Below are 22,252 nucleotides of genomic sequence, written 5' to 3' on the forward strand. Positions count from 1 at the left end.
CAACCGCCTCCACATAGGCCAATCACCCAGCATCATCCCAGCTCACTGGCTTGCCGAGCGAGAACGCAACGGCCCTGCGGTAATCGCCGAGAGCCGCGAGTGAGGCCGCTTCCGCGCCAAGCAGCAGTGAAGTGACTGCCGGCGTTGCCTGGAATCCAAGTTGTCCGCGAGACGTCCGGTGTCCAACGCGGTCCAGCCAGCCAGTTGTCGAGGTGCACCATGGGTGGACCGGTTTCGACCGGGGTTCGGTTGAAGCAAGCCTCATGGTTCGTCCTTGACCAAGTCAACATGCGTCCGAACAAGGGCGGCGGCCTTCTGATACGCCGCCAGGATTGGGCCCGTGAGCTCGGGTGTGACGGCGAGAGTCATGGTGGATGTGATGTCGTGCCGAGCACCGTTGCCGTCGGTGACGACGGCTCCCGCCTCCCGCGCGATGATCACCCCGGCGGCCATGTCCCACGGGTGGTTGGACAGGGTCAGGGCGGCGTCTAGCCGCCCCTCGGCGAGCCATGCCAGATCGAGCGCTGCGCTGCCGGTCATCCGTATCCGCTGAACCTCGGCTGCCAGTTGGCTGGTCAGGGCGAACCGCAGGCGGTTCCGCGTCTCCGCCCCAGGACCCACCGCATAATCGCCGATGGCCACGAGTGCCTGACTCATGCAGGTGGTTCCACTGATCGTGATCGGTTCCCCGTTGACGTGTGCACCCCCGCCACTCGCAGCGGTGTAGGTCGCTGAGAGGAATGGCAGTTGGATGACACCGGCTACCGCTTCGTTGCCATCCACGAGCGCGAGCGATACCGCGCACAGCGGCAGACCCCGCACGTAGTTCGACGTGCCGTCGATCGGGTCGAGAACCCATCGCCTGCTTGACGATCCGCTCGGTCCTTCCTCTTCGCCGAGGAAGCCGATGTCGGGAGTCTCGGCGTGCAGGAAGGTTCGTAGGTCTCGTTCGATCGCATAGTCCAGCTCGGAGACGACGTCCCGGTCGCCCTTTGCGGAGAGCGTGCCGGGTGATTGCCGCCGTATCGCGTCCCCCGCTCGCCGGGTAGCCTCCACCGCGATCGGCAGGTATGCCTGGTAGTCGTTCACAGTGCCCGCCGACCCTGCCACTGCGATTCGAAGACCTGTTCGAACACGGGGTACAGCCCTGCCCCTGGCTGTCCCCGGCGCATTACGAAGGCAGGAGAGTCGACGCCGCGGTTGTCTCCCAGATAGGGCTGGGCCACGCACAGGTCATCCACCAGGATGATGTTGAAGCGGAGTGTCTCGTCGTACGTCGCCAGTTCCAGCCTCTCCCGCAGTGCGACGGGAAGGCGGTCGCGGACCCGGAGCATGGTCTCGATATTCAGCTTGGTCAACGCCGAGAGTTGGCCGATCGGGAAGCCTTCCTCCCGCTCCCGCGACTGGATCGACGTGCCGTGCGGGTCGAGGAACAGGCAGCGGACTCGGGCCTCCCGCTCCAGAAGTTCCTGCCAACGTCGGTCGGCGTAGTCCTGACAGAGCAGGTTGAGTGACAGGCCGGCGGCCCGCACGACTCGTGCGCCATCGAACAGTTGGTCTGCCGGCATGGCCGCAGTGAGGTCACATCGACTCTGGTAGACCGCAGTCAGGCCCCCCAACGGGTCGGCAGCGGAAGGTACTGCCGGACTTTGGCCTCGGGTGAGGGCGATAGCAGCGTCGAAACGGTCACGTACATCCTCGGCGGACTTGTCGAGCACAGTGTCGAGCGCGGCTTGTATCTCTGGCCGTGGATGGACTGCCTCCTGGCCGGCTTCCCACTTGGACACAGTCCGCTCAGCCACCCCAAGATGAGCTGAGAAGTCGCGGATGCTCATTCGCAGCGCTTGACGTAGCGCTCTTGTCTCCAGGCCGGTCCACCGGTGCACCGTGGTCATCGTGCCGCTTTCCGTCGCGTCGGCATCGGTTGAAGTGCAGCCTATCGCCAGAGGGTGCAGTGCGGTTACCGGCAAGGTGCAGTGCGTAGTCATGTTGGCGGCGCAGTCTTCAGATCAGGGTGGATTTCGAGGCCCGGGGCGGGTGCTGGGCTCCGGCGGTGCCGCGTCCCCCGTTGTGGCTGCGCCGTCCCCGCCCGTCCCGGTGCCGTAACCACAGCCAGGGAGGGACATGGATTCGATAGACCTGGTGCTCGGCGAGCTGCCGATGCCGCCGTACGTGACCGCCGAGGACGTGGGTTTCGCCGTGAAGGCGGTGACCGTACACGCGGCGGAGCAGTGGCCGGACGGACCACGCTGCCGCAACGATCGCGCGCCGCATCCGTGCCGGTTGCATCGCTGGGGACGGCGGGTGTTGGACCGGCGTGGCCTCAGCGAGCGGCAGGTGCGGGCGTTGATCGCGGAGCAGGAGGCACCCCGGCGATGATCTACCTGTCCGGGGAGCGTCTGCACCCACATCACGTGCGCGCCGTCGAGTTCGAGCGGCGCTGGCGGGGTCTGGACCCGGTTCAGGTGTACGCCTACCTGGACCGAGCCGCCGACGAGATCGACAGACTGCACCGCGAGTTGACGACCGCGAACACCGAGGCGGAGCGGATCCGGCAGGCGTTGCGGCAGTGGCAATCCCGGCACGCCGACCGCCGGGCGGCAACCCATCACCGCCCAAGTGGGGAGCGGCGGTGAGTCGCGAGGCGGTGGACCGGTGGTTGCGGCTGCTGGAGGCGGACGCGGAGCTGTCCGCGTACCTCATCGGGGTTGATCGGGATCGGCTCACCGCGCACCTGATCCGGCAGCTCGCGGCCGGCGGACCGGTGCTGGACGGTTGGCCGGGGCTGCCGGAGGCGCAGCGACGGCGGGCCGCGGACTACCTGGCCGGAGTCCTCGCCACGGACCGCCAGGGGGTGATCGACGGGGCCGTCGCCGAGTTCCGGGCGGGCTTGGCGGGCCGCTGGCCGCTGCCGGCACCGGTGGCGGCGCTGGTCGTGGCCGCGCTGGCCCGGCTGGTCGCCGGTGGTGGTGACCGGGCCGGGCGGTTGGCGTTGCTGACGGTGCTCGGCCGGGTGCATCGCCGGTACCGGCTGCGCCCCGAGCATGGTCCGCTGATCGGCGCCGCGCTGGCAGCGGTCGCGCCGCGACTGTGCCCGCCACAGGTCGGCTGGGAGCGACGGTGGCGACGGGCCTGGGTGCTGATCGAGCGGGCCGCCGGGCTCGGCGGCGACGGGCCGGCGTTCTGGCCGGCCGAGGTGGTCGGCCGCGACCTGGCCGCCGAGGGCATCGTCATCCTGACGGTACGCCCCTGGCGGCGGCTGCCGTTCCGTCCCGGCCAGGCGGTGCCGCTCTGCCTGCCGCAGCACCCCGACCGGTGGCGCTGGTACTGCCCGGCCAACGCCCCACGCCCCGACGGCACCGTCGAGCTGCACGTCCGCGCGGTCCCCGCCGGCACCGTCTCCCGCACCCTCGTCCACGAGGTACGCCCCAACGATCTGCTCCATCTCGGCCCACCCGTCGACATCGGCCTCAACCTGCCGACCGGTTCCGAGGCGGCCGGTGACCCGCCGCCCGACTCCGCCGTACCCGTCGGGGACCTGCTGCTGGTCGCCGGAGGGACGGGGCTGGCCCCACTACGCGCCCTGGTCGAGCAGGTCGCCGCCGCGCCGGACGGTCGCAGGGTCACCCTGATCGTCGGCGTACGCACCGTGGACGACCTCTACGACGCGATCACCCTGGACAAACTCGACCAGGCCCACCCCTGGCTGACCGTGATCCCGGCCTTCTCCCACGACCCCTGCGCGGCCCCCGCCGAACAGGGCAACGCACTCACCCTCGCCCTCTACCACTTTCGTCCCAGTCAGCACCTCTACGTCTGCGGCCCACCCGCCATGATCGACATCGCCCGACACCGATTCCCCGCCGCCGGGATACCCACCAATCAGATCCACCTGCCCAAGATCATCTAGTCCGGGAGTGACGCCGCGCCATTCCCGCGATCAGGCAGTTGTGCTGCCGTGATGTGTCCCTTTCGACTGGTGGCACTACTCGAAGACCGACGAGCCCGGCTTGGCGGTGACTCGGCTGGTGGTCGCGTAGTTTGAGGGGTATGGGATTGACGGGTGACTACGAGCCGAGCGCGTTGGAGTGGGTCCGCGAGCAGGTCGAGCAGATCGTGCGTACCGGAACGACCGAGGGCGTCACGATCGCCGGTCGGCCGATCGTGCTGATGACCTACCGGGGTGCCAAGACCGGCAAGCTCCGCAAGACCCCGGTGATGCGCGTCGAGCATGAGGGCCGTTACGCCGCTGTCGCGTCGATGGGAGGCGCGCCCAAGAACCCACAGTGGTACGCCGCGCTGGTCGCCGACCCGATCATCGAGCTTCAGGACGGCAAGGTGACCGCGCAGTACCGGGCCCGTGAGGTGTTCGGTGACGAGAAGGCACTCTGGTGGGGCCGGGCGGTCGAGGCGTTCCCGGACTATGCCGACTATCAGCGCAAGACCGACCGCCAGATCCCGGTCTTCGTCCTCGAACCCGTTCCGGAGTCGTCGGCCGGGACCAACTGACTCGCCGCGAGGTGAACGGAGCCGAAAGGCCGGCTGCTCGATCAACACCCCGGTGGAGCATGAGGCCGGTTACGCGTCCGTGTCGCCGTACTCGCGGATGCCGTCGACGTCCAGGGTGATCCGGCTGTTGTCGGCCCAGCCGCCGGTGGCCTGCTGCCAACTGCGGTCGTCGCGCTCGTCGAGCGTCGACCAGTCCGGGCGATGGTGGCGGAGGTAGATGGGCCCGGTCGACTGACCCGGGGCCAGTTCCCTGCTCGCGAAGGTCAGCTCGATCCAGCCGGGGACCGGCGTGCCGGGTGGCGGGAAGACCGTGGGCGTAGGTGTCGGCGGCGCGAGCGTCGGGGTCGACGTGCTCGGTGACGGCGAGACCTGCGGAGCGGGTGGGCCGGGCGGTAGGGGCGGCGGGAAGAACTGGAGGTGGCGTTGCACGTTGGCGCAGCCGATCGCGGCCCAGTCGCAGTTGGTGACCAGTGAGGTGTTCCCACCCTCGAAGGTCAGGTGGTAGCGGAACCGCACGTCGGCCAGGTCCAGCGGCGCGGTGCCGGTGTTGACGATGTCGAGTGCGTGGTGGATCTGGTTGCCGGTCGGTGACCAGTTCAGGTTGAAGTAGCGCACCCTCGCCTTTCCGTACGCGGTGCGCACCGGCGTGACGGGTGAGTCGAGAGAGTACCCACGATCGGCGTACGCCCAGACGGTGAGTCGGTATTCGGTGCCCGGCGCGAGGTTGGTGAGCGTCAGGTCGGCGTCGGTGGTGGTGCCGAGGATCCGGTAGACGTTGGGGCCGACCCAGGCCCGCACCTCGTGCCGGATCGGCGTCTGGCCCGGCTCGCCGATCCAGTCCGACGGTGCCCAGGTCAGGGTGAGCTGGTGTGGCTCGTTCGTCACCACCACAGGCGCGCCCGGGGTGGTCAGGACCGGATCGTCGGCCGCGTGGGCGACAGCGGTGCCGGCGAGCCCGAGCATGGCGGCGAGGGCCACGACGAGCGTGACGCGACGAGCACTCATGGTCGCATGCTAGAGGGCGGATGCATCGACATCAATGACTGCGCTGTCGCGTACGCCCTTCGGCGGTTTTGGCCATCGCTCGGTCGCGACTTCCCGCCGCCGGGATGTCCGCCGACCAAGTCTGTTCGCCCGCACCGTCGGAGAAGGTCAAGGGATTTGCATCTGGCAATTGCTGTCGCGCAGGTAATTGGGGCAATTCGAGAATGGTGAGGAGCTGTTCTTGGGGTCACTCCTGGTGATCTGAGCTGGGCGTTTTCTACCCTGGGTTGGGGCGGCTGGCACCGTCGAGAGGCGGGGTCGGCGCGATTGTTCGGGCTGCTGTCCGGCATACACGGCTGTGCTGCGGGGGTTTCAGATGACGATCACCTTTCCTTTCCGTACATTGACATCGTCGATTGTGGCCCTGTTCCTCCTCGGGGTGATGCTGCCCGCGCCAGCCCTGGCCGGGCCACCGACGAGCCTGAAGGTGCGGCAGTATCTCGCCGCCCACCCGGGCGGCACGGTGCTCAACCACAACGAGATCAGCTACCAGGGTGGCGAAGTGGTCGTCACCCTCGACGCCCCGATCGGCACCTACGGCATGGCCGACTGCCCCTCGGGCTGGTTCTGCTTCTACGAGTGGCCGAACTACGGCTATCCGCGCGGCAAGCTCTCCTCCTGCGGCTGGCAGAACCTCTCCACCTGGAGTTGGCAGTTCCGGGTCGAGTCGGCGCACTACAACCTCGGCAGCGGTCATGTCGGCTTCTACTACCACGACCAGGAGCTGTTCCGGGTCAATCCGAGCAAGCGGGTGCTCGCTGACGCCGGCCAGTGGCGCAACTGGGCCAATCGCGTCTATCGGTCCTGTCCCTGACGGCACCTATCCGCAGGGCGTGGTCATCGTGTCCGTCCGCGTGGTGCGGATCAGATGGTGCTGACTGAGCAGCAGGTCGCCCTGCGTGAGGTCGTGCCTGAGTAGGCGGCCGTTGCTGTCGAACAACAGCGTGTCCCGCCGACCATCCTGGTCCTCCGCCTGGAAGGCCACCCCGGGCTCGCCCTCGTCGTCCGGGTAGCTGCCGGCGAACTCGATCCCCGACATCGTGGAGAGTTCCTCCAACAACACGGCACGCTGCGCGGGGGCGAGTGGGTGGTGTAGGAGGATCCGGGCGACCAGTTGCAGCATGCCGCTGGTGTTCCGCAGTTCGGGTGGCAGTTTGCCCCAGGTCCGCCACAGTTGGACCCGCAGTGCCTCCGGGTCTTTCTTCGGGACCGGGTCGACCTCGGTCATCTCTCCGGCGGTGAACGTTGTCGTGCGGGCACGTCTCGACCCGGTGGGGCCGAACTCGATCGCCACCTTCTTGCCGCCCTGCTCCGCCGTGAACCACAGCTCGTACCGGTGGCGGCTGGGCGTCGACCGGCCCTCACCCTGCTCCCAGGACCGCACCTCGTAGCGGGTGCACGCGTACTTGCCCACCGGTGTCTCCTCGACCAGGTCGGCGACGTACTCGGCGAACTCGCCCAGATCGTCGGGCAGGGTCGGGCCGCGATCGTCGCTGCGTCCGGGGGCCGACGGGACGTTTCGGGTGGGGGTCGCGGTGATGGTCCGGGTCGGAGCCGCGAGGTGATCCTCACGTCGTTCGGGTGGCGCGAAGTGGTACACGCTCCCGGCCAATCCCACCCCGGCCAGGGTGGCCATCACGGTGCGTAGGCGGACCGACGGCAGGCGCAGCCGGTTCCGGCGTGCCCGGCCCAGGTTTGCCGAGTCGTCGTGCGGTGGCTTGCGGCGATGGGCTGCCCGGCCGCGCTGCTCCGCCCGGTCGGCGACCGGAGCCCCGTTGGCGGGCCAGCGGGCGGGCACGTCACCCCGGCCCGCGAACGCGGCGTCATGGGGGCGGGCCACCGGGTCACTGGCTGCCCCGAGGGGGACATCCCGCAGGTGACGGAGTGACCAGTGGGTCAACCACCGCTGGTCGAGCCGGGTGCCCGGACCGTTGGTGTGCCGCTGACCGGTCGAGGGCACGGCGGGCACGGTCAGCGGTGGTAGCGGAGCCAGCTTCACCGTGTCGCCCGCCCATGACAGCGGTGATCGCGGAGCCGGCACCGTTGTCGCGCTCGTCGGCGTCGGCAACGGCTCGGGGGCCAGCGTCGTCGGATCCGCCCGGATCAGTTTCAGGTACGCCGCCAACGCCTTCGTCGCCAACCGTAGACACCAGCGGTGTCCGGCCTCGCCGATGTCGTCGAAGGTGAGGTGGACCAGTGCCTGGCCGACAAGTGTGAGGCACCACTGCTGGTGCCATTCCGGCCCGTAGTTGGCCCGCCGGGCGTGGCGCAGTCCGGTGGCGTACACCTTTTCAATGAGTGTCGCGAGACCGGGCAGCAGCCGGCTCGACGGCGAGCTGTCCGGATCGATGAGGAAGTGGCTGATGGCGTCGGCCTGGTCGCGGGGGAGCACCTCGGCCGGGGCCGGGCCGCAAGGGCGCGGTGCGACCGTCCCGAGCAGCGTGCTCAGCAGCGCGAAGACCAGGTCCCGGGTGAGCGGACCGTCGGGCCGGTAGCCGCCGAGGTCGACCAGCAGGAAGGCGCCGTATCGGGGTTCACCCCGCTCGTACGGGATGAGGACGTTGCCGCCGTTGAGGTCGCCGTGGGTGTGACCGACGAGGCAGTCCATGGTGTGCCGGGCCAGCGGCGAGTTGGTGCGGGTCAGGAGGGCGAGGGGGTTCGGTGCGCCGTCGAGGTCCAGCACCGTACCGGCGTTGTCGATGGCGCCGAGTCGGGCGGCGGCGGCCAGCACCGAGCGCGCGGAGGCCAGCTGCGCGACCTCCTGCCGGACGAACTCGCCGACTGTGGTCTCGCGGGTCGGCAGGCGGACGCCGTGTCGACCGGTGTCGGGCGCGTTCCAGTCGTTGACGAGCGCGTCGACGATCTGCGGGAGGGCGTCCTGTCGTTCGTCGTCGTCCAACGCCGCCAGGCTCACGACCGCATCACCGCCGTTGGCGACCTGCTGGATCAGCAGCCGGCGGCGGCTGTCCACCCGGTACCAGTCGAGCTGCTCGACGATGTGCCGTTCGGCGAAACCGGAGCGGGAACGCTGGGCCCGGTCATGTCCTTCGATGAGTTCGTCGGCGGACTCCGCCGAGACCACCTTGACGATGTACTTCTGCTTGGTCGACCCCGCGCCCTCGCGCCAGAGGACTGACACGCAGTAGAGCCGGGCGTCTGTCTTGTGTGGATCAGGGGTGAACTCCGGCACGATCTGGACGTCGGTCGCACCGGCCCACTCGCGTACGGCCGAGAGGACGACGGTGTCCGGTGCCGGGTGCCCATTGGCGACTCTGTAGCCCATGTCCTTCGTTGGACCTTCCAAGGGTGCAAGCGGACGGGGCGATTCGCAGATTGCCCGTCCGGAGAGGCGGCACACGTGCCTGTGCGCCGGCTCAATCTAACTGACTGTTGGGGCAATCAGTGAGTCTTTCCCATGTCGGCAAAAGGGCTACCAAAAGGTAACTAAGCGCCAACTTCACCTCGTGATCGCGACAGGACCGAGGGTGACAATCGGTGATCTTGATTTAGAATCGGCTTATCGGACCCGGGAGGCCGTCGTGACCGACCCCGCCAAGTCCCTGCTCAGCCGACAGACCGAGCCCGAGATGATGGCCCTGCTGCGGGCCATGTCCGTCTGCCACTCGCGGGCGCAACGACTCGACAACCTGCGGATGCTCCTGTCCATCCTGCTCGGCGTGGCGGGCGCGGTGGTAGCCCTCACCGGCGTGTCGTCCACGATGGTCACCGCGATCGGGGCGCTCTGGGCGCTGGCCAACGCGATGGGGCTCGGCACCTGGTCGCGCGGCCAACTCGGTCGCGGCGCGGTACTCCAGGAGATGTTCGACGTCCGACTCTTCGGCCTGCCGTGGAACGCCGTGGTCGCCGGCGGAGAGGTGGGTGCGGCCGAAGTCAGTCGCCTGGAGCGGCTCTATCGGGGCGACGAGAAATACCTGCGCGACTACTACGAGGTGCCACCCCTGCCCACCCCATATGACGTGCTCGCCTGCCAGCAGCAGAATCTCGGTTGGGGAGCCCGGGTACGCCGCCGCTACGCCCATGTCGTGCTCGGCGGCACGGCGGCGTGGGGCCTGCTCGGTGTGGTGTTCGGTGTGATCGCCGAGCTGACCGTCTCGCAGTTGCTGCTCCAGTGGTACGTCCCGTCGCTCGGCGCGCTGCTGCTCGGCTTGGAGATCTACCGCAGTCAGCGGGACGTGGCGGCCGAGCGGGAGCGCGCCCTGGCCGTGATGCAGGAGCGGATCGCCGCCGCAGTCGGGCAGCGCGGGGTTGACGTCTCGGCTGATCTGCTCGCCCTGGCCCGACAGGTCCAGGATCTGATCCTCCGTAGCCGGCAACGGCAGTCCCGCGTACCCGACTGGTTCTTCCGACGCTTCCACGCGGCGGACCGGCACGACTTCCAGGTCGCCATGGCCGCCCTGACCCGCGTTCTTCAGGACGCCCGGCTGGTGGCCCCCGCTCCCAGCCAGGGATTACTGAGCTGACCGTCCGGCCGATTCGGGCGATGGTCCGCCTTCTCCGCGGGACTCGATGCGCCCCAGTGGGCCCGGATCCACCTGCGACCAGGTCGGGTCGCCCGGGTTGAACACGCTGCGCAGGTACGCCGTGGTGGCGCGCTGGATCAGGGCGACGCGCTCCGGGCTCTCGTCGGTGGTCTCGGTGACGCCGTAGCCGGGGATGCCGCCCAGCGAGTGTTCGCCGCCGAACACGGTGAGCAGGCTCTTCGGCCCGGGGCTCAGGAAGTACGGGTCGGTGAACCAGTCCGGCCCCCGTACCGACAGTGGTGAGGTGTCCTGGTCACCGGCGACGACCAGGGCGGGGGTGGTCATCTCCGTGAAGCTCGGGCTCATGAACGGGAAGTGCTCGGCGGCGAACGGGGTCAGGTCGGTGCCGCCGGTGCCGGTGGTGGCGAGCAGGACGCCCGCGGTGACCCTGGGGTCGGACAGATCCTCGCCCGGGGAGCCGTCGGAGTCGAGCACCCGGGCGCCGAGCAGCAGGCTCGCCGTCTGGCCGCCCCACGAATGGCCGGCTGCCGCGATCCTGTGGTGATCGATCCGCCCGGCGAGTCCGGGGACGGCTGCCGCGATCATCTCCATCGAGTCGAGGACCTGCGTCAGGTCGGCGGCCCGGATGCGCCAAATCTCGGGGTGGCGCGGGTCGTCCGGCCCGACGGCCAGGGTCCGAGAGTCGAGGTGGGTGGGCTGGAACACCGCGAAGCCGTGTGCTGCCCAGTGCTCGACCAGTGGCGCGTACATGTCCATGTTGCCGCCGAAGCCGTGCGCGAAGACGATGACCGGCAGTCCGGTCCCGTGGACCGGGGCGGTGACCCGCACCTGGAGGTCGGTGCCCCGGGTCGGCGCGGGCAGCACCACCGGTCGTACCGACACGATCGGGCTGGGGTGGCGTTCTGCGATGCTCATTACTGTTGCTCCTCGAGACGGGGAGAGGGACGATCGAAGCGGAACCGGGTTCCGTTTAAACGATACGGAACCTGGTTCCGTTTAGCAGTGATTGTGACGGAGGCCATACGACCGTGCCGGCCCGCGACACCGACCCACCGGCTCCCCGGAAGCGAGCCGATGCCGAGCGCAACAAGCAAGCCCTGCTTGAGGCCGCCGCCGCGGCCTTCGTCGACTTCGGTGTCGATGCCCCGGTCCGTGACATCGCCGTCCGGGCCGGCGTCGGCGTGGGGACGATCTATCGCCACTTCCCCAGCCGGGCCGACCTGATCGTGGCGGTGTACCGGCACCAGGTGCAGGCATGCGCTCAGGCCGCACCGGCGCTGCTGGCGAGCAGCCCGAGCCCGCACCACGCGCTCACCACGTGGATCGACCTGTTCGTCGACTTCCTGATCACCAAGCACGGCCTGGCCGAGGCGATGCACTCCGACGCCGCCGCCTTCGAGCCGCTGCACGCCTACTTCCTCGACCACCTGCTCCCGGCGGTCACGCTGCTGCTGGACGCCGCCGTCGACGCCGGACAGATCAACCCGATCGACCCGTTGAACCTGTTGCAGGGGGTCGGCAACCTCTGCATCGGCGCCTCGGCCGACTCCCGCTACAACCCCCGTCACCTCGCCGCCGTCCTGGTCAGGGGCCTGCGCGCGGTACCCGACTGACCGCCGCCCTGACGGGAGTCCCCTGTGGGCGAACCCCGAGGCGACCCTCGGGTGACAGGGAGTGGCCTGAACGCGGGTCAGGGAGCCGGCGGCTGGTAGGCGACCGGCAACCGGGCGGCGGCGTCGACCTCCGCTGCGGTCAGCAGCGGCACGGTATGAGCGTCGACGCCGCCCGCCGCCCGTACCGCGATGCCGAGCGCGGCGGCTGTCACGTTGTCCGGCACCTCGCAGATCACGTACAGGTCGACCTGGCCGAACGCGAAGTACACGGCCTCCACCTGCCCGCCCGCGTTCGTGACGATGGCCTCGATCACCTCGGACCGCGCCGTCCCGCCCTCCTTGGCCAACCCGGCCATTCCCGGGACCGTGTAGGACGCCATGACCAGGAACTTCGCCACGCTGACACCACCTTCCCCAGCTGCCGGACAGCGACCGCGCGTGCCGCGCGTACCCGTTTCACGCTCCGGCACGCCTCGCGACGTGGAGTCACCGTGGCCGTGCTCACAGAAGGCTCTGCTGATGGCAAAACGGGCGGCGAAGTGTCGTTGCCGAGGGCTACTGTGCCGTGCGGGCTTCACCGCCGAGTCGCGCCGGTCAGCAGGCGCCACGTCGGCCACCACCGCTCGTCCCCATGGACAGATCCGACAACAGGAGACCTCGTGACACAGCAATCCGTCGCGGCACCGCAGCCTGTCCCGACTTCGGACAAGCTCGACGCCGCGGTGCTCAAGGTGGCCGGCGTCGTCGTGCTCGGTGCGCTCATGTCGATCCTCGACGTGACGGTGGTCAGCGTCGCCCTGCCGACGTTCCAGAGTGAGTTCGACGCCTCGTACGCCCGCGTCGCCTGGACGATGACCGGTTACACGCTCGCCCTGGCCACGGTCATCCCGCTCAGCGGATGGGCCGCCGACCGGTTCGGCACCAAACGCCTCTACATGATGGCGCTGGCGCTGTTCACCATCGGTTCGGGCCTGTGCGCCACCGCCGACACGATCGGTGAGCTGATCACGTACCGGGTGGTGCAGGGGCTGGGCGGCGGCATGCTCATGCCGATCGGCATGGCGATCATGACCCGGGCGGCCGGGCCGAACCGGATCGGCCGGTTGATGGCCGTGCTCGGCATTCCGATGCTGCTCGGTCCCATCGGCGGCCCGATCCTGGGCGGCTGGCTGATCGACGTGGCGAGCTGGCACTGGATCTTCCTGATCAACCTGCCGATCGGTGTGATCGCGCTGGTCTACGCCCAGCTGGCCCTGCCGAAGGACAATCCGCAGCCGTCCGAGTCCTTCGACTTCCTCGGCATGTTGATGCTCTCGCCGGGTCTCGCCCTGTTCCTGTACGGCGTCTCCACGCTGCCCGAGGCCGGCACCTTCGCCGACTCCGAGGTGTGGGGGCCGATGCTGATCGGCGCCGTGCTGGTGGTGTCGTTCGTCCTCTACTCGTTCAAGCCGAAGCACCCGCTGCTCGACCTGCGGCTGTTCCGCAACCGTCGGCTGACCATCGCGGCGCTGACCCTGTTCGTCTTCATCATCGCCTTCATGGGTGCCGGGCTGTTGTTTCCGAGCTACTTCCTTCAGGTGCGTGGTGAGTCGACGCTGCACGCCGGTCTGCTCATGGCCCCGCAGGGCATCGGTGCCATGGTCACCATGCCGATCGCCGGGATGCTCGCCGACAAGGTGCCGGTCGGTCGGACGGTGCCCTTCGCGCTGGTGCTCATCCTCGCCGGGTTCTTCACCTTCACCCAGCTCGACGCGGACACCTCGTACGTGCTGCTCTGCGGCTCGCTGTTCGTGATGGGTCTGGGCATGGGCGGCACGATGATGCCGATCATGACCTCGGCGCTGAAGACGCTGACCGGGCACGAGGTGGCCCGAGGGTCCACGCTGGTGAACATCCTCCAGCAGATCGGCGGTTCCGTCGGCGCCGCGGTGATGTCGGTGATCCTCACCAACGAGCTGAACGGTTCCCGGCAGATCCCCGGCCTCGCCGACGACAGCGGCAAACCGGTCACCGAGGCGGGCCTGGCGATCGCCGCCCAGCAGCGGCCGGAGTTGGCGCAGCAGTTGCCCGACCCGTCACTGATCGAGCGCGGCCTGGACTTCGCCGCCAGCTCCTTCGCCACCACCTTCTGGGTGGCGTTCGCCCTGGTGGCGGCGACGTTCATTCCGGCGGCGTTCCTGCCCAGGCGGCGCGAGGAGTCACATCTGCTCGACGACCAGCCGGGTGACCAGCCGAAGACCCCGGTGATCGTCCACTGACCCCGCGTTGCGGTCGACGTGGCTGCTGGCCGTCGGCGGTGACGGCGAGTGGCTGGCGGTAAGGTGCGGCCGGTGGGGCAGACGAGGTTGACGCCGCAGCTGGCCGTACCGCCAGCTGTCGAGGCCGAACGCGTGATCACTGCCGTGCTGGCCGACCTGCGGTCGGGCGAGCACCGGGGCGTGGTGGTCGACTCACCGCCGGGGGCCGGCAAGTCGACCCTGGTGGTGCGGGCCGCCATCGAACTGGCGGGTGCCGACGAGCCGCTGATGGTGGTGGCCCAGACCAACGAGCAGGTCGACGACCTGATCGACCGGCTCGCCACGAAGGCTCCGCAGCTGCGCCTGGGGCGGCTCTCGGCCGGTGACTACCGGGCGTCGCCCCGGGTGCGGGCGCACCCGCAGGTCCGGGTCGCCGCGAAAGCCGGCGACCTGGCCGCCTCGGCCGTGGTCATCGGTACGGCCGCCAAATGGGCCACGGTCACCGAGGGCTGCTGGCCCTGGGCGATCGTGGACGAGGCGTACCAGATGCGCTCGGACGCCCTGTTGCGCGTGGCCGGCAGGTTCGAACGGGCGCTGTTCGTGGGTGATCCGGGGCAGCTCGACCCGTTCTCCACCGTCGACGTCGAGCGGTGGGCGGGGCTGACCTGGGATCCGATGCAGTCGGCGGTGGCGGTGCTGCTGCGGCACAACCCGCACCTGCCGGTGCACCGGCTACCGGTCTCCTGGCGGCTGCCCGACTCGGCCGCCCCGGTCGTGTCCCGCGCGTTCTATCCGTTCACCGGCTTCCGCGCCGGCACCGGCCCGGCCGACCGGGCACTGCACCTCACCGAGCCCGGGTCGGACGACGCCGTCGACCGGGCGGTCGAGTCGGCCGCCACCACCGGTTGGGCGCTGTACGAGTTGCCCGCCCGGCACACCCTGCGTACCGACGGGGAGGCCGCCGCCGCGTGCGCCGCGCTCGCGCTGCGGGTGCTGCGGCGCGGTGCGGTCGCGGTCTGCGAGCAGGCGCCCGGTGGCGCGCCGGTCACCGCGGACCGGATCGCCGTCGGTGCCGCCCACCGGGACCAGGTCGCGGCCATCCGCGCGCAGCTCGGCGAGGTCGGTGCGGACGTCACCGTCGACACCGCCAACCGGCTCCAGGGCCGGGAGTACGACGTGACGATCGTGCTGCACCCGCTCTCCGGTCGGCGCGACGCCACCGCCTTCCACCTGGAGTCGGGGCGACTCTGCGTGCTGACCTCCCGGCACCGGCAGGCATGTCTCGTGGTGGCCCGTGCCGGCATCGGTGAGCTGCTGGACGCGCACCCCTCGACCGAGGCGCCACAACTGGACGTGCCGGTCCGCTTCCCCGACGGCTGGGAAGCCAACCAAGCGATCCTCACCCACCTAACAGCCCCCCCACCCCCACCCCCTAGACCCGGGTTGATCAAGAAGTTTTCGTCATAGTTGATCTCCTTGACGACCAAAACTTCTTGATCAACTGAAGTGGGGGCGGGCCTGGTCCTGGGGAGGGGGCGCTGGCGGGGCCGCGTGCGGCACGGCGTGTCGGTCTGGTCGGCTACCGTCGGTGGTCATGACGGGGCAGGCGGGCGGATTCATGATCGGGCGAGATCATCCGGCCGGTCTGTTGCGGGCCGAGGTGGACCGGGCCGGCACCAGCCACGGGGGCCTGGTGCTGGTCGCGGGAGAGCCCGGCATCGGCAAGACGACGCTGGTGACCGCCGCCGCCGACGAGGCCCGCCGTCAGGGGGCGTTGGTGCTCAGCGGGGCCTGCTGGGATTCGGCGAGTGCCCCCGGCTACTGGCCCTGGACGCAGGTGCTACGCCGGCTGCGTCGTTCTCCGGAGGACTGGGCGTTGGCCCGGGAGTCCGCCGAACCGGCGTTGGCACTGCTGCTCGGCGAGGCCAGTCCACTGGCGTCAGACGCTGTCCGTGGTGAGGCCGCTGTCCGTGGTGAGGCCGCTGTCCGTGGTGAGGCCGCTGTCCGTGGTGAGGCCGCCGAGCAGGAGGAGTTCGCCCTCTACGACGCGGTCACCACCGCGCTGGTCGCCGTCTCGCAGCGTCGCCCGGTCATGGTGATCCTGGACGACCTGCACTGGGCCGACGCGGCGTCGATGCGACTGCTGCGGTTCGCCGCCCAGCACACCTGGTTCGAACGGCTGCTGCTCGTCGGCACCTACCGCGACGCCGAGGTGGAGGCCGTCGACCACCCGCTGCGACCGCTGCTGATGTCGCTGGTCGCCAAGGCCACCACGATCAGCCTCACCGGCCTGAGCCGGGACGAGGTCGGCGCGTTGATGGCCCGTACCGCCGGTAGGGTGCCCGATCCGTACTGCGTCGACGACGTGCATCGGCGTACCGGCGGCAACCCCTTCTTCGTCGAGCAGACCGCCCGGCTGTGGCACGCCGACGGTGCGCTCGCCACCATCCCGCCCAGCGTCCGGGAGGTGGTGCGGCGACGACTGGACCACCTGCCCGCCATGGTCGCCGACGCGCTCACCGTCGCCGCTGTGCTGGGCCGGGAGTTCCACGGTGCGGTTCTCGCGGCTGGTGCCGGGCTGCCACCGGCCCGAGTCGGCGAGTTGCTGGACGTCGCGGTCGCTGCGCGCCTGCTGACCAGCCAGGGCGACGGCCGGTACGCCTTCGTGCACGACCTGGTCCGCGAGACGCTCTACGACGCGCTCACCGACGACGAGCGGCGCGCTCGGCACGCCGCCGTGGTGCGGGCCGTCGAGGGGCACGACGCGCTGAACCAGTTGCTGATCCCCGCCGACGTGGCCCGCCACGCGTGGCTGGCCGGCGGGCACCTGGACGCCGCCCACGTTACCGATCTGCTGCTCGACGCCGCTCGGGACGCCCGGTGTCGGCTGGCGCTGGAGGAGTCCACCGTCCACCTGCGACGGGCGCTGGAAGTGGTGCGGGACGACATCCAGCAGATCAAGATCCTGACCGCGTTGACCGATCAACTCTTCCACACCGGTGCCCGCGACGAGGCGCGCCGAATGCTCGGCGAGGCCGCCACGCTGGCCCTGGCGGGCGACGACCCGGCGGTGTTGGCCAGGTTCGCGCTCAACGTGCGTCGCCACTGGCAGCTCGAACCCGTGCCGGGCGTCGACAGTACGGAGTTGCTGCGCGAGGCGTACCGACGGCTGATCGGCGAGCCCGACGAGAGCGCCGGACCGGCTGCCCTCGAAACGGATCTGATCACCGCCACCGAGACACTCGCCCGATCGAAACGGGATGACGAGGCGCTCACCTTCAGCCTGTGGGTGCGGCACGACTCCACCTGGGGACTGGGTACCGCGCCCGAACGGGCCGCCCTCACCGGCGAGATCCGCGACGTCGCGCGTCGCACCGGCGATCGGGAGACGGAGCTGTGGTCGACCTCCCTGCGCTGGGTCGCCCTGCTCGAACTCGGTGACCCGCGCTACTTCGATGAGTTGACCGCCTTCGTCACCGGGGGGCGACAGACCGGCAAGCCTCGGCACCAGATGGCGACAGCCATCGACGGTGGCCTCATAAATGCGTTCCGGGGTGATTTCGCGGCTGCCGAGACCTGTTACCGCGAGTTCGATGAGGTCGACGACTGGGATCAGGCCGACCACGCCTTCCTCGGTCACCACCTGCGTTGGGGGTTGCTGTTGTTGCGTGGGCGGCTCGACGACGCCCAGGCCATGCTCGACGCGTTCACCGCCGTCGACCACCCGCACCTCGGTCTGCTGCGGGGGATCACCGCCGCCGAACGCGGCGATCACCGCACGGCGGCCCGCCTCGCCGCAGAACTCGACACCACGGACACCCGGTTCGTCGGGTCGATCTCGCCGCTGTGGTGGCGGTTGCGGGCGCAGGCCACGCTCGCCGACCCGAGCGACTGCGCCGAGGTCCGTCAGGCACTGTCGCCGTACCGGGGGCACTGGCTCGTCTCGCTGTTCGGATGCGACCTCAGCGGCCCAGTGGATCACTGGCTCGCCGTGGCCGACGTCGCCGAGCAGCGGTGGGACGACGCCGTCACCGGTTTCACCGCAGCCCGTGCCGCCGCCGACCGGATGGGTGCCCGCCCGTGGTCGGTGATCGCCGGGGCCGCACTCGTCGACGCGCTGACCGCGCGTGGCCGCCCGGGTGACGTCACCAGCGCCGCAATGCTGTACGCCGAGGTCGAGCGGGAGGCGCGCGATCTCGATATGCCGCACATCCTCGCCCGACTCGCCGCTGCCGCCCCGACCACTGACACAGCCGGGACATCCGCCGAGGCCACTCCGACCTCGGCCGGTTCGGCGGGCGCCGGCGGCGGGACGACGGTGGGGCCGGTGGGGCGGGCCGCAGGGTCGGTGTACGGCGGCAGCGGGGCTGATGTGGGCCCGGCGTTCGAGTTCCGGCGGGACGGTGCGGTCTGGCGGCTCACCTACGACGGTGACACCGTCCACCTGCCTGACGCCAAAGGGCTGCACGACCTGCGCCTGCTACTCAGTCGCCCGGGTGTCGACGTGCCGGCGGTCGAGCTGCTCGATCCAGCCGCCGGGCCGGACCTGGTCGCCGCCCGTCGGATGGGCGGTGACGAGGTGCTCGACGACGAGGCGAGAAGTCGCTACCGGCGTCACCTGGAACGACTTGACGACGAGATCGATCTCGCGGCCGGGCGTGGCGACGAGGCACGGGTGGCGGCGCTGGACGCCGAGCGGCAGGCGTTGATCGACCAGTTGCGGGCTGCTGCGGGCTTGGCCGGACGTAGCCGTCGGCTCGGTGATGAGGCGGAACGGGCCCGCAAGACGGTCACCGCCCGCATCCGTGACACGTTGCGACGTCTCGACCAGCGGCACCCGCCGCTCGCCGCTCACCTGCGCCAAACGGTCTCCACCGGCGCTGCCTGCCGCTACCTCCCACCCACCCCCCACCCCTGGCACCTCTGACCCCCTCCGACAAGCCCGGGTTGATCAAGAGGTTTTGGTCACCAGGGAGATCGACTATGACGAAAACTTCTTGATCAACGCATGCAGACAGGGGCAGGGGTGGGGGTGGGGGTGGGGGGGAGTGGGGTTAGCGGCGGTTGTAGCGGTGCATGGTTAGGGTGCCGAAGACGGCGATGAACGCGGCGCTCCAGACCGCGATCCACATCATGGCCGAGGCGTCCGTGGTGCCCGCCATCGCCGCGCGTACGGACGACACCAGGTGCGTGATCGGGTTGGCCTTGACGAACGCCTGGAGCCAACCGGGCATCGTGGACGGGTCGACGAAGACGTTGCTCAGGAAGGTCAGCGGGAACAGCACCATCATGCTGACCCCCATCACCGACTTCTCGCTGCGCAGGACCAGCCCGAAGAACGTCCAGACCCAGGAGAACGCGAAGGAGAAGACCACCAGCAGGCCGATCCCGGCGAGTACGCCGAACACGCCGCCGTCGGGGCGGAAGCCGAGCACCAGCCCGACGGTCAGGATCACCACTGCGGCGAGGACGTAACGCAGCACGTCCCCGACGATCATGCCGACCAGTGCGGCGGGCCGCCACACCGGCAGCGTCCGGAACCGGTCGAAAACGCCCTTCTCGATGTCGGTGTTCAAGCCGACGCCGGTGTACATGGTGATCATCACGACGCTGGTCACCATGATGCCGGGCAGGAAGAACTGCAGGTAGTCACGAGGGCTGTCGGCGAGCGCGCCGCCGAACAGGTACGTGAACATCAGCACCATGATGATCGGGAACGCGGTCACGTCGAATAGCTGCTCCGGCACGTGCTTGATCTTCAGCAGGGCGCGCCAGCTGAAGGTCAACGACGCCGACAGCGGGCTCGGCCGAGGTGGCCGTGCGCCGGGCGCGAGAACCGTCGCCAACGCCTCGGAGGAGGGTACGAAGACCGTCGGTGCCCGACCGGTCGAGGTGGCGGTGTCGCTGCTCATCGGGCTGCCTCCAGCTCGTCGTCCCGCTCGTCGGTGGCCGGTACGGCGGGGTGGTCGGTCAGGGCCAGGAAGACCTCGTCCAGGCTCGGCTGGCCGAGGGAGAAGTCGTCGACCACGATCCCGGCGCGGGACAGCTCGCCCAGCGCCAAGGCGGCCTGGGCGCCGGCATCCAGCTCGCTGCCGTCGCCACCGACCCGGGCGGTGATCGCCACCGGGTCGGCCTCCAACTGGACCGGCACGCTCAGCGTGGCCTGCAACACCCGCTCGGCCTCGGGCCGCTGGTCGGCGTCGCGCAGCCGCAGGTGGACCGTGCCGGAGCCGACCGACGACTTCAACTCGCCCGGGGTGCCCTCCGCGATCACCCGGCCGTGGTCGACCACCGCGATTCGGCTGGCCAGCTTGTCGGCCTCGTCCAGGTACTGCGTGGTCAGCAGCACGGTCGTACCGTGCGCGACCACCGCCCGGACGATCTCCCACACCTGGTTGCGGCTGCGCGGGTCCAGCCCGGTCGTCGGCTCGTCGAGGAACAGCAGGTCGGGGGTGTTCAGGATGCTCGCCGCGATGTCGATGCGTCGCCGCATACCGCCCGAGTACTTCTTCACCTGCCGTCCGGCCGCCTCGGTCAGCCCGAACGCGGTCAACAGCTGCTCGGCCCGTTGCCGGGCGGCGGCCTTGGGCAGCCCGAGCAACCGACCCAGCAGGATGAGGTTCTCCGTGCCGGTCAGGTCCTCGTCCACCGAGGCGTACTGGCCGGTCAGGCTGACCCGGGCGCGTACCGCGTCGGCCTCGGAGACCACGTCGTGGCCGAACACCCGGGCGTGCCCGCCGTCCGGGCGCAGCAGCGTGGCCAGCACGCGTACGGCGGTGGTCTTGCCGGCCCCGTTCGGGCCGAGAAGCCCGTACACGGCACCGGCCGGAACCTGGAGGTCGATCCCGGCGAGCGCGCGGGTCTCGCCGAACGACCGGGTCAGACCCTCGGCCTCGATGGCGAGGCCGGTGGTGCGTCTACTCATGATTGTGAGGTTTCCTTCCGTTCGTCACGCCGATGGGCCGGGCCGTGACCCGGCGCCCCACCACACCCCACGGGTACGACAAGATGCTCCTCCTCCCGTGGCCACCCGTCACCTACAACGACGGTGGTCGGCGGCAGTGGTCGACTCACCGCACAGGCGCGAGACGGCGAACAGCCGCCGCTAGATCAGATCTAGCGACGGCTGTCCTGACACCCGTGGCACCGGGCACCACCTGTCGGCAGTTGTCGGGGGCCCGGCCGATCCGCCGTCTCGCGGCGTGGCAGGCCCCGTCGTGCTGCCGGCCCCCGTTCACCAGGCGGTGTCGAGCCGGTGCCGTTGCTCGGGTGTCAACTCCAGGTCCACGGCGGCGAGGCTCTCGTCCAACTGCGCCACCGAGGAGGCTCCCACCAGCGGAATGGTGGAGATCTCGCCGCCCATCAGCCAGGCCAGCACCACCTGGTTGGCCGTCGCACCGGTCTGCTGCGCCACCTCCCGCAGCGCGGCCAGCCGCACCGGCGCGCTCGGCAGGTCGTACTCCGGCCCCAGCGGCTTGTTCGGGTTCACGTAGGCACCCCACAGCAGTGACCCGTACGACACCAGGGTCAGCTCGGGTTCGGCCCGCAGGTAACTGATCAGCTCGGGACCGGCGGCGCCCACGTTGCCGTCCGCGTCGAGGTCGGTCGGCCCGTCCAGCCGGGCCGGCAGGTAACTGCGGTGGTACTGGAGCACCTCGTACCCGGGCAGCCCGGCCGCGGCGGTCAACGCCCGAGCCCGCTCCACCCGCCAGGTGCGGTGGTTGCTCGCGCCGAGCAGCCCCACGGTGCCCTCGGCGACCAACTCGGCGAAGCCCTCCACGGTCTCCTGGAGTGGCACCCGGTGATCCTCGATGTGGGCGTAGAGCAGATCCAGCCGGTCCACGCCGAGGCGTTCCCGGCTGCGCTCGGCGGACTCCCGGATCACCTTGGCCGACAACCCCTCGGCGTTGTCCAGGTAGCTGGTGCCGGGGGCCAGCGGACGGGCACCGAGCTTGGTGGCGATGACGATCTCGTCGCCGATGCCCCGGCTACGCCGCCACCGACCCAGCAATTCCTCGCTCTCGCCGCCCTGTCCGCCGTTCATCCAGAACGCGTAGTTGTCGGACGTGTCGATGAAGGTGCCGCCGGCCTCGACGAACCGGTCCAGAATCGCGTACGAGGTGGCCTCGTCGGTCTTCGTGCCGAACAGCATCGCGCCGAGGCTGAGTACGCTGACCTCGCGCCGGGTACGCGGGTCGCTGCCGATCGTGCGGTACCGCATGGAAACTCCTTTCGTGCGCCCGAGTGGACGCGGCACCAGCCTGCGTCTTAGAGGACGTCTGATTCACGTATTTTGCGTGTGTTGTGGTTTAGTCGTCTCGCCAGGTTGGGGTGGTTTCGGTGGTGA

Annotated in this window: 19 protein-coding genes; 10 read left to right on the plus strand and 9 right to left on the minus strand. The window is 69.8% G+C overall.

Annotated features, from left to right (window positions below; genetic code table 11):
- Positions 1-261 precede the first annotated feature (261 nt).
- Both ACLQ2S_RS26405 and ACLQ2S_RS26410 read right to left on the minus strand, forming a co-directional pair.
- On the minus strand, positions 262-1,089 hold the full coding sequence (locus tag ACLQ2S_RS26405) for an inositol monophosphatase family protein (RefSeq protein WP_425703633.1): 828 nt from the start codon (positions 1,087-1,089) through the stop codon (positions 262-264).
- The gene (locus ACLQ2S_RS26410) at positions 1,086-1,895 is read right to left on the minus strand and encodes a DUF5919 domain-containing protein (RefSeq protein WP_196222443.1); all 810 of its coding nucleotides are present in this window, start codon (positions 1,893-1,895) and stop codon (positions 1,086-1,088) included. The genes ACLQ2S_RS26405 and ACLQ2S_RS26410 overlap by 4 nt, the downstream gene beginning before the upstream one ends.
- Positions 1,896-2,124: 229 nt before the next feature.
- Here ACLQ2S_RS26410 and ACLQ2S_RS26415 point away from each other — a divergent pair, with 229 nt between their 5' ends.
- The 4 genes from ACLQ2S_RS26415 (at position 2,125) to ACLQ2S_RS26430 (ending at position 4,509) form a co-directional block, all read left to right on the plus strand.
- Positions 2,125-2,379 carry a hypothetical protein gene (locus tag ACLQ2S_RS26415; RefSeq protein ID WP_155215012.1) on the plus strand — a complete coding sequence of 85 codons (255 nt, stop codon included), beginning with the start codon at positions 2,125-2,127 and terminating at the stop codon, positions 2,377-2,379.
- Positions 2,376-2,636, plus strand: coding sequence for a DivIVA domain-containing protein (locus ACLQ2S_RS26420; RefSeq protein ID WP_425703636.1), 261 nt, complete (start codon positions 2,376-2,378; stop codon positions 2,634-2,636). The genes ACLQ2S_RS26415 and ACLQ2S_RS26420 overlap by 4 nt, the downstream gene beginning before the upstream one ends.
- On the plus strand, positions 2,633-3,910 hold the full coding sequence (locus ACLQ2S_RS26425) for an FAD-binding oxidoreductase (RefSeq protein ID WP_425703638.1): 1,278 nt from the start codon (positions 2,633-2,635) through the stop codon (positions 3,908-3,910). The genes ACLQ2S_RS26420 and ACLQ2S_RS26425 overlap by 4 nt, the downstream gene beginning before the upstream one ends.
- Before the next feature lie 140 nt (positions 3,911-4,050).
- Positions 4,051-4,509 carry a nitroreductase family deazaflavin-dependent oxidoreductase gene (locus tag ACLQ2S_RS26430; RefSeq protein ID WP_155215010.1) on the plus strand — a complete coding sequence of 153 codons (459 nt, stop codon included), beginning with the start codon at positions 4,051-4,053 and terminating at the stop codon, positions 4,507-4,509.
- Positions 4,510-4,578: 69 nt separating this feature from the next.
- Here the strand turns inward: ACLQ2S_RS26430 and ACLQ2S_RS26435 are convergent, their stop codons facing one another.
- Positions 4,579-5,514, minus strand: a complete 936-nt coding sequence (locus ACLQ2S_RS26435) for a cellulose binding domain-containing protein (RefSeq protein WP_425703641.1) — start codon at positions 5,512-5,514, stop codon at positions 4,579-4,581.
- Positions 5,515-5,911: 397 nt separating this feature from the next.
- On the opposite strand from ACLQ2S_RS26435, the gene ACLQ2S_RS26440 reads away from it, so the two are divergent.
- A complete protein-coding gene (locus ACLQ2S_RS26440; RefSeq protein WP_425703643.1) occupies positions 5,912-6,367 on the plus strand; it encodes a peptidase inhibitor family I36 protein in 456 nt (151 codons plus the stop codon).
- Positions 6,368-6,373: 6 nt separating this feature from the next.
- Here ACLQ2S_RS26440 and ACLQ2S_RS26445 read toward each other — a convergent pair whose 3' ends face one another.
- Positions 6,374-8,836 carry a hypothetical protein gene (locus tag ACLQ2S_RS26445; RefSeq protein WP_425703645.1) on the minus strand — a complete coding sequence of 821 codons (2,463 nt, stop codon included), beginning with the start codon at positions 8,834-8,836 and terminating at the stop codon, positions 6,374-6,376.
- 256 nt (positions 8,837-9,092) lie between these two features.
- Between ACLQ2S_RS26445 and ACLQ2S_RS26450 the strand changes: the two genes are divergently transcribed.
- Positions 9,093-10,034, plus strand: coding sequence for an S-4TM family putative pore-forming effector (locus tag ACLQ2S_RS26450; protein WP_425703647.1), 942 nt, complete (start codon positions 9,093-9,095; stop codon positions 10,032-10,034).
- Here the strand turns inward: ACLQ2S_RS26450 and ACLQ2S_RS26455 are convergent.
- Positions 10,023-10,970 carry an alpha/beta hydrolase family protein gene (locus ACLQ2S_RS26455; protein WP_425703649.1) on the minus strand — a complete coding sequence of 316 codons (948 nt, stop codon included), beginning with the start codon at positions 10,968-10,970 and terminating at the stop codon, positions 10,023-10,025. The two genes, ACLQ2S_RS26450 and ACLQ2S_RS26455, sit on opposite strands and share 12 nt — an antisense overlap.
- Before the next feature lie 113 nt (positions 10,971-11,083).
- On the opposite strand from ACLQ2S_RS26455, the gene ACLQ2S_RS26460 reads away from it, so the two are divergent.
- Positions 11,084-11,668 (plus strand): TetR/AcrR family transcriptional regulator, encoded by a 585-nt coding sequence (locus ACLQ2S_RS26460; protein WP_425703651.1) that lies wholly within the window; start codon positions 11,084-11,086, stop codon positions 11,666-11,668.
- Positions 11,669-11,745: 77 nt separating this feature from the next.
- Here the strand turns inward: ACLQ2S_RS26460 and ACLQ2S_RS26465 are convergent, their stop codons facing one another.
- Positions 11,746-12,048, minus strand: a complete 303-nt coding sequence (locus tag ACLQ2S_RS26465) for a GYD domain-containing protein (protein WP_155215304.1) — start codon at positions 12,046-12,048, stop codon at positions 11,746-11,748.
- A gap of 279 nt (positions 12,049-12,327) precedes the next feature.
- Here ACLQ2S_RS26465 and ACLQ2S_RS26470 point away from each other — a divergent pair, with 279 nt between their 5' ends.
- From ACLQ2S_RS26470 to ACLQ2S_RS26480, 3 genes are all read left to right on the plus strand, one after another.
- Positions 12,328-13,926, plus strand: a complete 1,599-nt coding sequence (locus ACLQ2S_RS26470; RefSeq protein WP_425703653.1) for a DHA2 family efflux MFS transporter permease subunit — start codon at positions 12,328-12,330, stop codon at positions 13,924-13,926.
- Between the two features lie 72 nt (positions 13,927-13,998).
- Entirely contained in the window at positions 13,999-15,372 is a 1,374-nt protein-coding gene (locus ACLQ2S_RS26475) for an AAA domain-containing protein (protein WP_425703655.1), read from the plus strand.
- 127 nt (positions 15,373-15,499) lie between these two features.
- The gene (locus ACLQ2S_RS26480; protein ID WP_425703657.1) at positions 15,500-18,832 is read left to right on the plus strand and encodes an ATP-binding protein; all 3,333 of its coding nucleotides are present in this window, start codon (positions 15,500-15,502) and stop codon (positions 18,830-18,832) included.
- A 127-nt stretch (positions 18,833-18,959) separates the two neighbouring features.
- On the opposite strand, the gene ACLQ2S_RS26485 is transcribed toward ACLQ2S_RS26480, so the two are convergent.
- The 3 genes from ACLQ2S_RS26485 to ACLQ2S_RS26495 all read right to left on the minus strand — a co-directional run bounded on the left by ACLQ2S_RS26485 (position 18,960) and on the right by ACLQ2S_RS26495 (position 22,126).
- Positions 18,960-19,817 carry an ABC transporter permease gene (locus tag ACLQ2S_RS26485; protein WP_425703659.1) on the minus strand — a complete coding sequence of 286 codons (858 nt, stop codon included), beginning with the start codon at positions 19,815-19,817 and terminating at the stop codon, positions 18,960-18,962.
- A complete protein-coding gene (locus ACLQ2S_RS26490; RefSeq protein ID WP_155214994.1) occupies positions 19,814-20,830 on the minus strand; it encodes an ATP-binding cassette domain-containing protein in 1,017 nt (338 codons plus the stop codon). The genes ACLQ2S_RS26485 and ACLQ2S_RS26490 overlap by 4 nt, the downstream gene beginning before the upstream one ends.
- Before the next feature lie 309 nt (positions 20,831-21,139).
- Entirely contained in the window at positions 21,140-22,126 is a 987-nt protein-coding gene (locus ACLQ2S_RS26495; protein ID WP_155214992.1) for an aldo/keto reductase, read from the minus strand.
- Between the last annotated feature and the right edge of the window lie 126 nt (positions 22,127-22,252).

The sequence above is a fragment of the Micromonospora sp. DT48 genome (assembly GCF_049844495.1).
Classification (GTDB): domain Bacteria; phylum Actinomycetota; class Actinomycetes; order Mycobacteriales; family Micromonosporaceae; genus Micromonospora.